The organism is Galbibacter orientalis DSM 19592 (assembly GCF_000260115.1).
Taxonomy (GTDB): Bacteria; Bacteroidota; Bacteroidia; order Flavobacteriales; family Flavobacteriaceae; genus Galbibacter; species Galbibacter orientalis.
Genome location: NZ_JH651380.1, coordinates 284,532 through 300,973, shown reverse-complemented (window position 1 = coordinate 300,973; position 16,442 = coordinate 284,532). Strand labels below are relative to the sequence as shown.

The following is a 16,442-nucleotide window of genomic DNA, read 5'->3' as shown; positions in this document are numbered from 1 at the left end:
GTTCCATATGGCTATTAACAAACAATAAAAATAAACATATGAAACTCAAATTATTCCTCATAGCACTTTCTTTTACCTTTAGTATAAACGCACAAGATATTACAATTTATACCATAGGAGATTCTACTATGTCCGATAAAAAAGATCCAGAAAACAATCCAGAACACGGATGGGCACAAGTATTACCCAATTATTTTAAAGATAATGTAACCATAATAAATAAAGCAGTTAATGGGAGAAGTTCTCGTAGTTTTATTACTGAAGGAAGATGGGACTCTATTTACAAAAAACTTGAACCTGGAAACTATGTTTTTATACAATTTGGGCATAACGATCAAAAAGTAAAAGATCCATCTCGTTACACCAACCCACATACAGCTTATAGACATAATTTAATGAAATTTATTAAAGAAAGTAGAGAGAAAGGCGCTATTCCAATTCTTTTCTCTTCTATTGTAAGACGTAATTTTAATGAAGAAGGAACCTTAGTAGACACTCATGGAGAATACCCATTAGAAGCTCGTTTAGTGGCACAGGAGCAAGAAGTTACCTTTATAGACCTTCAATATTTAACAGAACAATTGGAAGAATCTTATGGTTTGGAAGAATCAAAGAAACTACATCTGCATTTTGAACCTCAAGAAATTGCTTACTATCCAAAAGGCAAACACGACGATACCCACCTCTCTAATAAAGGAGCAAATGAAGTATCAAAACTTTTTATAAAAGAGTTACAGAAACAAAATAATGAGTTAGCAACTTATTTAAAGTAAGGAATTTATATTTTAAAAGGCATACAGAAATTGAGTATTTTAACTAAAAGTTTTTAACCACAAATTCAAATACATACCCTTTATTCCATACATAAGATGCTACTAGCGCAGAAAAAAATGAGATTTATATCTCTAATTTGTGACTAGAATTACTAAACCATAAAAAAAGCACCGTAATTACGGTGCTTTTTTATACAGTATTGAAAGATTTTTTATTGCTCTAAAGTAGCAAGTTTATCTTTCATTGCTTTATATTTTTCTGGCTCTCCAATTGTACCATAGATGTTCATAAGTGTTCTTACAGCATCTATATTATCTGGATTTACAGTAAGTAATTTTTCAAGATAAGGAACTGCAGATTTGTATAAACCTTCACGTTGAGCTTTTAACTCATCATAACGTTTGTTATCTGTAGAAGAATTCCCTAATCCATTCATTTCTTCAACAATTGATTTCTCATCAGAAAGAATTAAAGAAGCCATGTTTAAATAAACATTTTCATTTTCTGGATCCAATTCTAAAGCTTTTTCATAATATTCTTTAGCTTTTTCTTTATTTCCTTGTTCAGCAAGAATAACTCCTAAGTTGTAGTATAATGTAGGGTTATTAGGATCTTTTTGAATAGCTTCTTCCATTAAAGATTGGAACTTAGCTTTGTCTCCCATTTTGATATACATATTTGCTTCTGTAAGCAATAAGTTCATATCATCTGGATTAGCAGCACGCGCTTCTTTAATTGCAGCAGCAGCTTTATCTGTTTCTCCTTTTTCGTTATAAATTAAAGCTATATTTTTAACGATTTCTGGCATTCTAGATTCAGTTTTCTCCTCCGTAGGGTCTGAATATCCTCCAGTTTTAATCATTAAATCACGGTTTTGTTCAGAACCAAGATTTTCAACTTCTCCTGTTTCTTTATTTACCGCCAAATAAGAAGTAGATTCTCCTGTATATCCAGAATCTTTTAATTGCTCATAATATGTTAAAGCATTATCAAAATCTCCTCCGTTTACAGCACTAGATGCAGCAAAATAAAGATAATCTTCATTTCCAGTCATTTCATATGCCATATGCAGTTTATTTGCTGCACCAGCAAAATTCTCATTTTTATTATCTTCAACAGCAGCATTAACTACGTCTCCAGATAATTTTTCAAGAATTTCTTTTGCTTCATCGGTATACTTTGTTTTGTACCCTTTTTCAAATTCTATAAGTTCATTTAAAGAACTTACAGCTTTCTCATAATCGCTATCTGCGCCTCCTTTTTTAGCAAGGTCTGCATATGTTTTTCCTGTTAGAAAATAATATTCTGCTTTGTATTTGTCATCAGCAGATTCTATACTAGATGATAAACTTTCTAAAGTACTCTTTGCTTCTGCAGCACTTCCTTTATCTAAGGCTTTTTCAGCATCTCTAAGTTCGCTTTTCTGCCCTATAGCAAAAGAAGATACTAATATTGCAGATGCTAATAAAACTTGTTTTTTCATTGTTATAAATAATTTGTGTTAAGTATTATTCGTTATTATTTGGTTCCGTATCAGAATCGTTTTGTTCAATATCTGTGCCATCTTCAATAACATCGATATTTTCAACATCGTCAATTTCATCTTCTTCCTTCATCACTTTTGCAACTGCTGCAATAGAATCATTCTTAAGATTTATCAACTTAACTCCTTGTGTAGCTCGTCCCATAACTCTTAAATCCTCAATTGCCATTCGGATAGCAACTCCAGATTTAGTAATAATCATTAGGTCGTCTTCATCAGAAACATTTTTAATAGCTACTAATGCACCCGTTTTTTCGGTAATAGACATTGTTTTAACCCCTTTACCTCCACGGTTTGTAATACGGTAAACTGCTTCTCCATCTTCTGGATCGTCTAGGTAAGTACGTTTTCCATAACCTTTTTCTGAAACCACTAATATGTTTTCTTCCAAGTTATGAACAGAAACCATTCCTACTACCTCATCATTATCGTCTGCTAAAGTAATCCCTCTAACCCCAGAAGCATTTCTTCCCATTGGGCGGGTTTTACCTTCTTCAAAACGAATAGCCTTACCAGATTTAACAGCTAATAGTATTTGACTGTTTCCTGTTGTTAATTTAGCCTCTAAAAGCTCATCCCCATCTCGAACCGTAATGGCATTAATACCATTTTGACGTGGACGTGAATATTGTTCTAAAGAAGTTTTCTTAACAACACCCTTTTTGGTTGCCATTATGACAAAATGACTGTTTATGTACTCTTCATCTTTTAAATCTTTTGTGCAAATAAAGGCTTTCACCTTATCGTCTTGCTCTATATTTATTAGATTTTGAATAGCTCTTCCTTTAGAAGTTTTACTTCCTTCTGGAATTTCATAAACACGCATCCAGAAACATTTTCCTTTTTGTGTAAAGAACAACATGTATTGGTGGTTGGTTCCCACAAATAAATGCTCTAAGAAATCTTCAGTTCTTGTTGAAGTTCCTTTTTGACCAACACCTCCTCTATTCTGAGTTTTATATTCTGTAAGTGGAGTTCTTTTAATATAACCTGCATGAGAAATAGTAATTACCACTTGCTCATCTGGAATCATATCTTCTATACTTACATCTCCACCTGCATATTCTATTTGAGAACGTCTTTCATCACCATATTTTTCTCTTACTTCCTGAAGCTCTTCTTTAATGATATTCATTCTACGCTCTTTATTCGCCAAGATATCTTTACATTCTTGAATAAACTGCATAATATCATCATACTCAGAACGAAGCTTGTCTTGTTCCAGACCTGTAAGTTGTCTCAATCGCATTTCTACGATTGCTTTGGCTTGAATCTCACTTAATTTAAAGCGTTCAATCAACTTAGTACGTGCTTCATCAGCATTGTTAGAACCACGAATAATGGCAATTACCTCATCTATATTATCCGAAGCAATAATTAATCCTTCTAAAATATGAGCCCGCTCTTCTGCTTTTCTAAGCTCATATTCTGTTCTTCTAACTACTACTTCATGACGATGCTCCACAAAATGATGGATCATGTCTTTCAAATTCAACATTTCTGGTCTTCCATTCACCAATGCAATATTATTTACACTGAAAGAAGATTGAAGCGCTGTATATTTAAAAAGAGTATTTAAGACAATGTTTGGAATTGCATCTCGCTTAAGGATATAAACAATTCGCATTCCATTTCTATCCGATTCGTCTCGGATGTTAGAAATTCCTTCAATTTTCTTATCATTTACAAGGTCAGCAGTTTTCTTAATCATATCTGCCTTGTTAACCTGATAAGGAATTTCAGTAACAACAATACATTCCCTTCCGTTAACCTCTTCATTATGAGCTTTGGCACGCATTACAATACGTCCTCTCCCCGTTTTAAAGGCTTCTCTAACTCCATCATAACCATAAATAATCCCTCCAGTTGGAAAATCTGGAGCTTTTACATGTTCGATAAGTTCATCAATTTCTATATCGTTATTTTCTATATAGGCTATTGTTCCATCCACCACTTCTGTTAAGTTGTGAGGAGGCATATTTGTAGCCATACCTACAGCAATCCCTGATGCTCCATTAATTAATAAATTAGGAACTCTTGTAGGAAGTACTTTAGGTTCTTTTAAAGTATCATCAAAGTTTAACTGATGGTCAACAGTATCTTTGTCGATATCCGCTAGCATATCTTCAGATATTTTACGCATACGTGCTTCCGTATAACGCATTGCTGCTGGACTATCTCCATCTATAGAACCAAAGTTACCTTGGCCATCTACCATCATATACCGCAAGCTCCAACTTTGAGCCATACGCACCATGGTATCATAAACAGAAGTATCTCCATGTGGGTGATACTTACCTAATACCTCTCCTACAATTCTTGCAGATTTTTTATAAGAACTGTTAGATCTAACTCCCAATTCATGCATTCCGAACAAAACGCGTCGGTGAACTGGTTTTAATCCGTCCCTAACATCTGGAAGAGCACGTGACACAATGACCGACATTGAATAATCAATGTAAGCAGATTTCATCTCGTCCTCTATATTAATAGGGATCAGCTTTTCTCCTTCTGCCATATTTAATATATATTATGTATGTTTTAATTATAAATCGTGCCAATATACGCATTTTAAAGACGCTTTAGTACCATCCAAAAAGGTTTTTTCATGTTTTTATCAACAAATATAAGCCCTTAAAAGGTTAATAAAATACCTGTTAATTTTTTTGAATTTGAAAGTTTTTTTTGTCTATTAGCTAAAACTACTCCTTAACAGAAGAAAATAAGGTATAGTTTTTGCCTACTTATAGTTGTTTTACTATTTTTAATTGAAGAAAGGAAAAAGTATGGATGATAATTTTTCACCAAGAGTAAAAGATGTAATTGCCTACAGTAAAGAAGAAGCCCTACGTTTAGGACACGACTTTATTGGGACGGAACATCTTATGCTCGGACTTTTGCGTGATGGAAACGGAAAAGCAATAGATATATTAACAGCATTAAGTATAGACCTTGAACATTTAAGAAGAAAAGTAGAAATTTTAAGTCCGTCTAATCCTATAAGTGGTATTGCTGCAAACGACAAACGCAACTTACACCTTACTAGACAAGCAGAGCGTGCCTTAAAGACTACTTTCCTTGAAGCTAAATTATTTCAAAGTTCCTCAATAAATACTGCGCATTTATTACTTTGTATTTTAAGGAACGAAAACGACCCTACAACAAAGCTACTTAATAAGCTTAAGATTGATTACGATAATGTTAAAGAACAATTCAAGCTTATGATAACAAGTGACGACGATTATATAGATGCTCCTTCCGCTGAATCATTTTCTGATGAAACTGGTGCTGGCGATGAAGGAAGAGAGAATCCGTTTGGAAGCACAAGTAGTACTCCAAAATCTAATAAAAAATCTAAAACTCCTGTTTTAGACAACTTTGGAAGAGACCTTACACAGCTTGCCGAAGAGGATAAACTAGATCCTGTTGTTGGAAGAGAGAAAGAAATTGAACGGGTTTCTCAAATTTTAAGCAGAAGAAAGAAAAATAATCCGCTCTTAATTGGAGAGCCTGGGGTTGGTAAAAGTGCTATTGCCGAAGGGTTAGCATTGCGAATTATTAAAAAGAAAGTATCTAGAATTCTTTACAACAAAAGAGTGGTTACACTAGATCTTGCTTCTTTAGTTGCTGGCACAAAATACCGTGGCCAGTTTGAAGAACGCATGAAAGCGGTAATGAATGAACTCGAAAAGAATGATGATATTATTCTTTTTATTGATGAAATACATACTATTGTAGGTGCTGGCGGCGCTACCGGAAGCTTAGATGCTTCAAATATGTTTAAACCTGCACTTGCACGTGGAGAAATTCAATGTATTGGAGCCACCACTTTAGACGAGTACAGACAATATATTGAAAAGGATGGAGCCCTGGAAAGAAGATTTCAAAAAGTAATTGTAGAACCTACTACCGTAGAAGAAACAATTGAAATTCTTCATAATATAAAAGATAAATACGAAGAACACCATAATGTAACTTATACAGACGAAGCAATTAAAGCATGCGTTAAGCTTACAAATAGATATTTAACAGACAGATTTTTACCAGACAAAGCTATTGATGCTTTAGACGAAGCTGGCTCTAGAGTACATATAACTAATATGGAGGTTCCTAAACAAATTTTAGAACTCGAAAAACAATTAGAAGACGTAAAAGAGCTCAAAAATTCGGTCGTTAAGAAACAGAAATATGAAGAAGCTGCTAAATTAAGAGACGATGAAAAGCGACTTGAAAAAGATTTAGCTATTGCTCAAGAAAAATGGGAAGAAGACAGTAAGCTCCACAGAGAAACTGTTACAGACGAAAGTGTAGCCGATGTTGTTTCTATGATGAGCGGCGTTCCTGTTACTAGAATTGCTCAAGCCGAAAGCTCTAAATTAGCCAAATTACCAGAACTTATTAAAGGAAAAGTAATTGGACAAGATCAAGCGGTAGCCAAAGTAGTTAAAGCCATCCAAAGAAACAGAGCTGGATTAAAAGACCCAGACAAACCAATTGGTTCTTTTATCTTTTTAGGACAAACTGGAGTTGGAAAAACACAATTAGCAAAAGTATTAGCTAACAAATTATTCGATTCTGAAGATGCTTTAATCCGTATCGACATGAGCGAATACATGGAAAAATTTGCTGTTTCCCGATTAATCGGAGCGCCTCCAGGATATGTAGGTTACGAAGAAGGTGGACAACTTACCGAAAAAGTAAGAAGAAAACCTTATGCCGTAATATTATTAGACGAGGTTGAAAAAGCTCATCCAGACGTATTTAATATGCTTTTACAGGTTTTAGATGATGGTTATATTACCGACAGCTTAGGAAGAAAAATAGATTTTAGAAATACTATTATAATTATGACTTCCAACATTGGAGCGCGTCAATTAAAAGATTTCGGACAAGGTGTAGGTTTTGGAACTTCTGCCAAGAAAGCTCAAGCTGACGAACATTCTAGAAGTGTTATAGAAAATGCTTTAAAGAAAGCTTTTGCTCCAGAATTTTTAAACCGTATTGATGATGTGGTTGTCTTTAATCCATTAGAAAAAGAAGACATTCATAAAATTATTGATATTGAATTAGAAAAACTATACTTGCGTATTGAAGGTCTAGGTTATAATTTAAAATTAACCGATAAGGCTAAAGATTATATTGCAGACAAAGGTTTTGATAAACAATACGGCGCTCGACCATTAAAAAGAGCTATTCAAAAATACGTTGAAGATGCTTTAGCTGAAGAAATTATTACTTCTAAATTAACAGAAGGCGATAGCATTTTTATGGATTTAGATTCTGAAAAAGAAGAGCTTATCATTTCTATAACTAAAGCAGAGCAGTCTACTGAATCATAAATTATAGATTTAATAAAATATTAAAGCGCGCGACATAATAATCGCGCGTTTTTTTATTTAATTTTATTCCCTTAAAAATTCTTCTTAACTTAGAAGGGTTAGGCTTACCCTCTACGGAAAACATAGAGGTTTATTTTTAATATTTTTTTTCATTTGTCTCTAATTTAGAGTTACATTGATAAAGTATTCATAAAAATAAATTTAAGTTAAGCATTGAAATAAATAAATCTCGATTATCGAGCAAACACCTCGGAGTAATATCCTGAGGCATTAAAAAGAAAACTAAAAAATATTTCGGTGTAAAAGTCGAAATAAATAAATCTCGATTATCGAGCAAACACCTCGGAGTAATATCCTGAGGTATTAAAAAGAAAACTAAAAAATATTTCGGCATAAAAGTTGGAATAAATAAATCTCGATTATCGAGCAAATTCACTTTGTAGCACTAAAAAATTTTAAATGAGCAACAAAACTATTATAGGTAGCCAAGAATGGGTATCCTTGCCAGAATTAGATATATCAACCATTAAAGTACGTGTAGATAGTGGCGCTAAAACCTCTGCCTTACATGCTGTAAACATTCAACCTTTCCAAAGAAATAACGATACTTGGGTAACCTTTGATGTATACCCTATTCAGCATAATGGAAAAAAAGTAATTCATTGTGAAGCTGTTGTTGTTGATAAAAGAGTTATAAAGAGTTCTACTGGAAACCGAGAAAACAGGTATATCATTAAAACCAGCCTTAATATCAACGACACTTCGTGGGATATTGAAGTCTCTCTTACCAACAGAGACAGTATGGGCTACCGTATGCTTTTAGGAAGAGAAGCAATGATGGGAAGACTTATTGTGGATCCTGAGAGCAGTTTTATGCTTGGCGATTTAAGTGATGAAGATGTTAATAAAAGATATAAAGCTAACGTACAAATTCAAGGTGGATTAAAAATAGGGTTACTTGCTAGCAATCCAAATTTATACAGCAACCGAAGAATTATAGAGGCTGCAGAACGTATGGGACATGAAGTTGAATTTTTCAATATTCGCCAATGCTATATGAAGCTCGATGCTGAAACTCCCGAAATACATTATCGAGGCGGAAGAATTCTAAACGATTTAGATGCAATTATTCCTAGAATACGTCCTAGTATGACCTATTACGGCTGCTCCCTAGCCCGTCATTTTGAGTCTATAAATATTGCATGTTTAAATAAAGCAGAAGCCATTCGTCAATCTAGAGATAAGCTTTTTTCGCTTCAACTTTTATTAAAAAATGGTGTAAGTATTCCTACAACAGGCTTTGCTAATTCCCCATTAGACACCAACGACCTCATTAAAATGGTTGGCGGTTCTCCCCTTATTATAAAACTTCTTGAAGGAACTCAAGGGAAAGGAGTTGTTTTAGCTGAAACTAAGAAAGCTGCGGAAAGTGTTATCAACGCTTTTAAAAGCTTAAATGCCTATATTCTTGTTCAAGAATTTATAAAAGAAGCCGACGGAAAAGACCTTCGTATTTTTGTAATCGACGGAAAGGTTGTTGCTGCTATGCAAAGAGAAGCCCCTCCGGGAGAATTTAGAGCAAATATGCATTTAGGAGGAACTGCATCTCTTGTAAAATTAACTGCAGCCGAAAAGAAAATTGCTATAAAAGCCACTAAAGCCATGGGACTTGATGTTGCTGGAGTTGATATTATTCGTTCTTCAAAAGGACCTCTTTTATTAGAAGTGAACTCATCTCCTGGTTTGGAAGGAATAGAAACTGCAACAGATATTGATATTGCAGGACTAATGATTAAATCTATTGAGAAAAAATTAAATTGGAAACCTCAGAAATAGCATAATCAACTACCTCGAGGCAAGCCTACGAGGTATTCATTGGAAACCTCAGAAATAGCATAATCAACTACCTCGAGGCAAGCCTACGAGGTATTCAAAGGAAAAATATTTTAGAACGTCGGGGAATAAAACCCTCAATGAAGGGTTTACTTTAAAAAAGCTATTTTTTGGTCATAAAAAACTCAAGGCTTATCTCTAAAAAGAGATAAGCTTTTTTATTTCAATACAATTTCCTTCTATACGCTCAAAATAAACACTGGAAAATCTGCCATTCCCTTACGGGGAAATCAAAATTTAAAAAAATAAAAAACATCAATTTAACTAACAATTAATGTAGTTAATCTAAAATTAAGCTTAAAAATAAAAAAAGAAATGGATTAGATTTACTTTTGCCGCATGACAGCGTTAGACACTACACACACTTTAATCAAAGCTTATGAGCTTGATTTTGGATATATAGAAATATATCCAAAGTTTGCTATTGGTGTAATTAACGATAGTATCGACCTCTCTCTTGAAAATTTATCCGATCTAACATCTATAGCCGATATGCATTTTCGAAATAAAGATTTTGCATATATCTCCCTTCGCAAAAATTCTTATGCAATAAATCCTGTCCTTTATAACTACATTAGAGAAATAGACAACCTTACAAAAATGGCTATTGTTTCTGACAAAGAATTATATAAACACAATTTCAAAATTGAAAAATATTTTTACGGAAAAGAAATGAAATTTTTTAAAAGTATTGAAAGTGCTGTAGAATGGGTTATTGATTAAATTTTATTCGATAATCAAAATATCACTACTCCAAAACTTCTACCTAAGTCGATATCTTATTTTCTTCTAATAAATAATTCCCCGCTTACTTAATCCTTATACATATCTGAAGTTACAACGGTAGTTTCCATAAACTTAATAGTTTTCATAATATCGTTATGAAACACTCTATCTTTATCTACAAATGGAACTTCTTTAGTATATGCTTCAAAGTAATTTTCAATAATAGAAGAAGACTTTACAGGGTGCCTAAATGCTAATGCCTGTGAAGCATTTAATAATTCTATCGCTAAAATAGATTTTAAATTCTCCATAATTTTAAAGCATTTGGTAGCCGCATTAGCTCCCATACTTACATGATCTTCTTGTCCATTTGAAGAAACTATTGAATCTACACTAGCTGGCGTTGCTAATTGCTTATTCTGACTCACAATACTTGCTGCGGTATATTGAGGAATCATAAATCCGGAATTCAAACCAGGATCGTTTACCAAAAAGGAAGGCAATCCTCTTTGCCCAGATATTAATTGATAGGTTCTTCTTTCCGATATACTCCCCCATTCTGTCAAAGCAATCCCCAAATAATCTAAAGCCATTGCCAAAGGCTGTCCATGGAAATTTCCTCCGGACAGTATTTCGTCTTGTTCAACAAAAATATTAGGATTGTCGGTTACCGAATTAATTTCAGTTTTAAACACCTTCCGCACATGCGCTAACACATCTTTGGATGCGCCATGCACTTGCGGCATACATCTAAAAGAATACGGATCTTGGACTTGTGTTTTTGGTTGCACCGCTATCTCGCTCCCTTCAATAAACTCAAGAATTCTGGCCGCTGTTTTAATTTGCCCTCTGTGAGGACGCACTAAATGGATTAGTTTATTAAAAGGCTCTGTTAGACCATTAAAAGCATCTAAAGACATTGTCCCGACTAAATCTGCCAAATAAGAAAGCCTATAACCATTTATAATACACCATACTCCATAAGCACTCATAAATTGAGTCCCGTTTAGTAAAGCCAAACCTTCTTTAGACTGTAAAATAATAGGATTCCAGCCTTTCTCTTTAAGTACTTTCTCTGAAGCTACTTTTTTTCCTTTATAATTTACCTCTCCTTTTCCTAATAATGGCAATGCTAGATGAGCTAAAGGAGCTAAATCTCCAGAAGCCCCTAAAGAACCTTGCGTAAAAACAACAGGAAGAATATCTTCATTATAAAAATCTATTAACCTACAAACGGTGTCTAGCTGCACCCCACTATGCCCATAACTCAAAGACTGAATTTTAAGCAACAACATCAACTTAACTATTTGCTCTGGAACCTGTTCTCCTGTTCCACAAGCATGAGACATCACCAAATTTTCTTGTAGTTTACTTAGGTGACTATCGGCTATTTTTACATTACATAAAGACCCAAAACCAGTGTTAATTCCATACACAGGCTTTTTATTAGTCGTAATTTTATGATCTAAGTACTTTCTACAATTTTCAATATTAACTTTAGCTTCATCAGAGAGTTTCAGCTTTAGTTTATTATCTATTACATTAGAGATTGTTTCAATATCTAATACATCGGCACTTATATAGTAAAAATTATCCATTCCTTTTTAAATAGTTAAAAACACCCAAAAATCTGCATTACAAAATACTTATACAAGTAAATACAAATAATTAACCTAATCCTTATTCTTTATGAAGCATTATCAGGTTTTTCTTGATAATCTTTTTTGTTTTTTTTCAATAAATCAAGAAAAGCATCCCCTGTAAAATCTATAATATCGGTAGCTGTTAAAGCCTCTACCCCCGATCTAAGTACTGCCAAATCCCCTGCACGACCGTGAATATAAACTCCTACAAAAGCCGCGTCAAAAAGACTATAGCCTTGTGCTATTAATCCTGCTATAATTCCCGTTAACACATCGCCACTACCTCCAGTTGCCATCCCTGGATTACCTGTAGAATTAAAAAATACTTTGTCATGATATACTGTAGCGGTATAGGCTCCTTTTATCAAAATAACTACATCATTTTCTTTTGAAAACAGTTTTGTTTTCTTCAATTTATCAAAATCATCCTTCCAGCTCCCTATAAGTCTTTCCAATTCTTTTGGATGCGGCGTCAATACAGCTCTTCCTTTTATGTAGGGGAGTAATTTTTTATTTTCTGAAATAATATTTAAAGCATCCGCATCCACTACTAAAGGTTTTTCATTCTGAAGTAAAAATTGATGGAAAGCATCAACTGTTTCTGCATGTTTCCCCATCCCTGGTCCAATTGCAATTACAGACGGATTAATATCAAATTTAATATCCGAAACATACGCTTCATTTTTATCTGTCACAACCATAGCCTCTGGAAATGCAGTTTGAACAGTTTGATAACCGCATTTAGGAATAAAAACAGTTACTAAACCTGCTCCAGCATGCATAGAAGCCTCACTTGACATAAGTACTGCCCCAATTTTTCCGTAGCTTCCTCCTATAATTAATGTATGTCCATAATTTCCTTTATGAGAAAAACGCCCTCTAGGCTTATACACTTGCAATACATCAAATTTACTAACATAATTCTCATTGGCAGGCTCTTTAAATATATACTCAGCATCTTGACCAATATCTAAAACCTCCCAATACTCCGTATAAATCCCAGTTTCTGGAAGCAAAAAAACAAGCTTTGGCAACTGAAATGTAAGCGTGTAATTTGACTTGATAATTGCATCATTTTTTCCTACAGCTTTATCCATATAAAGTCCTGATGGAATATCTACAGAAAGTACAAACGCTTTTGATTTATTAATATGAGTAATAAGTGCAGCCACCCAATTTTCTGCAGGTCGGTTAAGTCCTATTCCAAAAATGGCATCAACTACAACATCATTAATTCCTATAGAAGGTAAATCGTCATTTTTTGTTAAAAGTTGTGGCCAATATTTTAAATTTTTAATTCTGTCAAAATTCAGTAAAAAATCTTGCGACCTGTTATCGCTAAAATTTACAACATACACATTTACATCATAACCTTGTTCAAGCAAAAGGCGCCCAACCACCAAACCATCTCCTCCATTATTTCCTACTCCACAGAAAATGTGAATTTTTACTCCACTGTTTGCTAATTGCCTATTCATCCAATTATAAATAGCTTTTCCTGCTCTTTCCATTAAGGCATCACTAGTTATATTTTGTCTTTCGATTGTTAATTTATCAGCAACACGTATCTGTTCCGTTGAAAAAATCTTCATTATACAATAATTCTTTAGTTAAATTATTAAATTCTTAATAATAAACATTTAGTTTTTTTAATACTATAAAAGTACTACATTTGAACTCTATTACGAGTAAACACATGCAAAGTTTTAATAACATACATACTACTTCTATATTCTCTTCTGAGAATACGTGTATTATTGCAATTATTCGTAACACTACTATTATTACCCCTTTTGGGGTATAACTTTTTTCATATCGTCCATATATTATATTTGTTTGAATCCAAACATAAAAATTTTCAGTTATAGAAATTTTACCAATGCAACAATACAAGCATCAATATAATAAAGTAGCTTATTGCAGCATTCAAAACAAATTTTTAACGTTGAGTTTTCGTACAAATTATAATTATCTCATAAACGCCATAAAATTTAAATCAACCAAACTAATAAATACCATTTTGGGTTGTTTTCAAAAAGGAAGACCCCGAAATACAAAAAAAACTAACAGATGAAAGTATTAAAATTTGGCGGCACTTCGGTCGCTAATGCACAGAATATAGAAAAGGTGAAAAATATAGCTGCAAAAGCTTCTAACACAGAAAAAGCTGTTATTGTAGTTTCCGCTTTTGGTGGAGTAACAGATATGCTTGTAAAAGCTTCTCTACTAGCTGCTGCTCAAGACGAAACATACAAACAAGTTCTTGAAGAAATTGAAGCAAGACATATCAATACAGCGCAAGAGTTAATAGACATCAACAATCAAAGTAAAGTAATAAGCAACATCAAGCGTGAGCTAAATGTACTAGAAACCTTACTTGAAGGCGCTTTTTTAATTGGCGAAATTACTCCTAAGCTTTTGGATAAAATTGTTGGCTATGGAGAATTACTTTCTTCCTTTATAATTAATGAATATTTTATAAAAGAAGGATTAGAAAGCGTTCATAAAGACAGCAAAACACTCATAAAAACTGATGATGATTTTGGTAAAGCAACAGTAGATTTTAAAACTACAAACGAACTTTGCGAAAATTATTTTGGAACAGTTACCTATCAATTAATTGTAGTTCCTGGCTTTGTTGCCTCTTCCTCAAAAGGAGAATCCACAACTTTAGGTCGCGGTGGATCCGACTATACCGCTGCTATTATTGCTGCGGCTGTTCAGGCAGATGCACTAGAAATATGGACAGACGTAAGTGGTATGTATACTGCCAATCCTAAATTGGTTAAACAAGCTTTTGCTATTCCACACATTTCTTATGAAGAAGCTATGGAATTATCGCATTTTGGAGCCAAGGTTTTATATCCACCAACTATCCAACCTGTACTTTCAAAAGGAATTTCAATACACATAAAAAACACATTTGCTCCAGAAGAGGAAGGCACATTAATTACTAAAAACACCAACGGGAAAGCCCGTGCTGTTAGAGGAATTAGTCATGTAGAAAACATCTCTTTAATCTCTCTAGAAGGAACAGGTATGGTTGGAATCCCTGGTATTTCCAAGCGTTTCTTTGAAGTATTATCTGAAGCAAAAGTAAGTGTTGTATTTATTACACAAGCATCATCAGAGCATTCTATTTGCATTGGAGTAGCTTCTACGGATGCTGAAAAAGCTAAAAATGCTCTAGAAAAAGCATTTGAATATGAAATGAGTCTGAAGAAAATCAACCCTGTTGTGGTTGAAAATGATTTAGCAATTGTTGCCTTGGTGGGAGACAACATGAAGAGTCACCAAGGACTTAGCGGACGCATGTTTAGCGCTTTAGGAAAAAACAATGTCAATATTCGTGCTATTGCACAAGGAGCTTCTGAGAGAAACATCTCGGCAGTTATCAATAAAAACGATGTTAAAAAAGCATTAAACACCCTACATGAACAATTTTTTGAAGACAACGTAAAACAACTAAACTTATTTGTTATGGGCGTTGGTAATGTAGGAGAGAAATTTTTAGCTCAGATAGAAAAACAACGTAAGTTTTTAAAGAAACAATTAAAACTCAATATTCGTGTTGTAGCCTTATCTAATTCTAGAAAAATGGTTTTCAATGAAAACGGACTCGACTTGCAGAATTGGAAAGAACAGTTGGAAAATGGAGAACAAACAGGTTTAGATGTTTTTTTCAGTAAAGTAAAAGAACTCAATTTACGCAACAGTATTTTTGTAGACAACACAGCAAACGAAGTGGTTGCAAACACCTATGAAAAGTATTTAAACGATAGTATTTCTGTAGTTACTTGTAATAAAATTGCCGCTTCCTCGCCATATAAGAACTATATTCATTTAAAGGAACTTTCTAGACAATACAACGCCCCTTTCCTATTCGAAACTAATGTTGGTGCGGGACTTCCTATTATCGACACCCTAAAAAATCTAATCGCTTCGGGGGATAAAATCACTAAAATTCAAGCAGTCCTTTCTGGAAGCTTAAACTTTGTATTTAATAACTTTAATGATCAAACTAATTTTGATGAAGTGGTAAAACAAGCGCAAGAAGAAGGATACACAGAACCAGATCCAAAAATCGATTTAAGTGGGGTTGATGTAATGCGAAAAATATTAATCCTTGCTCGAGAAAGTGGTAACGAACTGGATATCGAACAAATCGAAAATGAATCTTTTCTTCCTCAGGAAAGCTTGGAAACAACAAATGTTGAAGACTTCTTAAAATCTTTAGTTAAATATAAAGATCATTTTGATAGTATTTATAAAGCCGCTGCCGATAAAGATTGTCGTTTAAAATATGTAGCACAGTTTGAAAATGGAAAAGCAAAAGTTGGACTACAACACATCCCAATAGACCATCCATTTTATAATTTAGAGGGTAGCGACAATATAGTATTATTTTTTACGGAAAGATATAGCGAGCAACCTCTATTAATTAAAGGAGCTGGTGCTGGTGCAGATGTTACTGCTTCAGGTATTTTTGCAGACATTATAAGGATTGGTAATTTTTAATCGACT

General features: G+C 33.7%; 9 protein-coding genes. 5 read left to right on the top strand and 4 right to left on the bottom strand.

The annotated features are described in order from the left end of the window. The first annotated feature begins 38 nt into the window (after positions 1-38). Positions 39-773: a rhamnogalacturonan acetylesterase gene (locus tag JOOMADRAFT_RS18585; protein WP_008616141.1), complete on the top strand. Its 735-nt coding sequence runs from the start codon at positions 39-41 to the stop codon at positions 771-773. Between the two features lie 212 nt (positions 774-985). On the opposite strand, the gene JOOMADRAFT_RS18580 is transcribed toward JOOMADRAFT_RS18585, so the two are convergent. Both JOOMADRAFT_RS18580 and gyrA read right to left on the bottom strand, forming a co-directional pair. Further along, positions 986-2,257: a tetratricopeptide repeat protein gene (locus JOOMADRAFT_RS18580; protein ID WP_008616140.1), complete on the bottom strand. Its 1,272-nt coding sequence runs from the start codon at positions 2,255-2,257 to the stop codon at positions 986-988. Between the two features lie 25 nt (positions 2,258-2,282). Then, positions 2,283-4,835, bottom strand: a complete 2,553-nt coding sequence (gene gyrA, locus JOOMADRAFT_RS18575) for a DNA gyrase subunit A (protein WP_008616139.1) — start codon at positions 4,833-4,835, stop codon at positions 2,283-2,285. Positions 4,836-5,103: 268 nt separating this feature from the next. On the opposite strand from gyrA, the gene JOOMADRAFT_RS18570 reads away from it, so the two are divergent. The 3 genes from JOOMADRAFT_RS18570 (at position 5,104) to JOOMADRAFT_RS18560 (ending at position 10,272) form a co-directional block, all read left to right on the top strand. Continuing rightward, complete coding sequence (locus JOOMADRAFT_RS18570) at positions 5,104-7,656, top strand: ATP-dependent Clp protease ATP-binding subunit (RefSeq protein WP_008616138.1); 2,553 nt, start codon at positions 5,104-5,106, stop codon at positions 7,654-7,656. Between the two features lie 459 nt (positions 7,657-8,115). Then, positions 8,116-9,492, top strand: a complete 1,377-nt coding sequence (gene rimK, locus JOOMADRAFT_RS18565) for a 30S ribosomal protein S6--L-glutamate ligase (RefSeq protein ID WP_008616135.1) — start codon at positions 8,116-8,118, stop codon at positions 9,490-9,492. Between the two features lie 396 nt (positions 9,493-9,888). After that, entirely contained in the window at positions 9,889-10,272 is a 384-nt protein-coding gene (locus JOOMADRAFT_RS18560) for a SpoIIAA family protein (RefSeq protein ID WP_008616133.1), read from the top strand. Positions 10,273-10,361: 89 nt separating this feature from the next. Here JOOMADRAFT_RS18560 and hutH read toward each other — a convergent pair whose 3' ends face one another. Then, positions 10,362-11,873 carry a histidine ammonia-lyase gene (gene hutH / locus JOOMADRAFT_RS18555; protein WP_008616130.1) on the bottom strand — a complete coding sequence of 504 codons (1,512 nt, stop codon included), beginning with the start codon at positions 11,871-11,873 and terminating at the stop codon, positions 10,362-10,364. Positions 11,874-11,962: 89 nt separating this feature from the next. Next, a complete protein-coding gene (locus tag JOOMADRAFT_RS18550; RefSeq protein WP_008616129.1) occupies positions 11,963-13,510 on the bottom strand; it encodes a bifunctional ADP-dependent NAD(P)H-hydrate dehydratase/NAD(P)H-hydrate epimerase in 1,548 nt (515 codons plus the stop codon). A 478-nt stretch (positions 13,511-13,988) separates the two neighbouring features. Here JOOMADRAFT_RS18550 and thrA point away from each other — a divergent pair, with 478 nt between their 5' ends. Beyond that, a complete protein-coding gene (gene thrA, locus JOOMADRAFT_RS18540) occupies positions 13,989-16,436 on the top strand; it encodes a bifunctional aspartate kinase/homoserine dehydrogenase I (RefSeq protein WP_008616127.1) in 2,448 nt (815 codons plus the stop codon). Positions 16,437-16,442: the final 6 nt, after the last annotated feature.

Excerpts from the sequence above, each read along its gene's own strand:
- JOOMADRAFT_RS18585 (WP_008616141.1), top strand. The coding sequence starts at position 39 with ATGAAACTCAAATTATTCCTCATAGCACTTTCTTTTACCTTTAGTATA.
- JOOMADRAFT_RS18580 (WP_008616140.1), bottom strand. The coding sequence starts at position 2,257 with ATGAAAAAACAAGTTTTATTAGCATCTGCAATATTAGTATCTTCTTTT.
- gyrA (WP_008616139.1), bottom strand. The coding sequence starts at position 4,835 with ATGGCAGAAGGAGAAAAGCTGATCCCTATTAATATAGAGGACGAGATG.
- JOOMADRAFT_RS18570 (WP_008616138.1), top strand. The coding sequence starts at position 5,104 with ATGGATGATAATTTTTCACCAAGAGTAAAAGATGTAATTGCCTACAGT.
- rimK (WP_008616135.1), top strand. The coding sequence starts at position 8,116 with ATGAGCAACAAAACTATTATAGGTAGCCAAGAATGGGTATCCTTGCCA.
- JOOMADRAFT_RS18560 (WP_008616133.1), top strand. The coding sequence starts at position 9,889 with ATGACAGCGTTAGACACTACACACACTTTAATCAAAGCTTATGAGCTT.
- hutH (WP_008616130.1), bottom strand. The coding sequence starts at position 11,873 with ATGGATAATTTTTACTATATAAGTGCCGATGTATTAGATATTGAAACA.
- JOOMADRAFT_RS18550 (WP_008616129.1), bottom strand. The coding sequence starts at position 13,510 with ATGAAGATTTTTTCAACGGAACAGATACGTGTTGCTGATAAATTAACA.
- thrA (WP_008616127.1), top strand. The coding sequence starts at position 13,989 with ATGAAAGTATTAAAATTTGGCGGCACTTCGGTCGCTAATGCACAGAAT.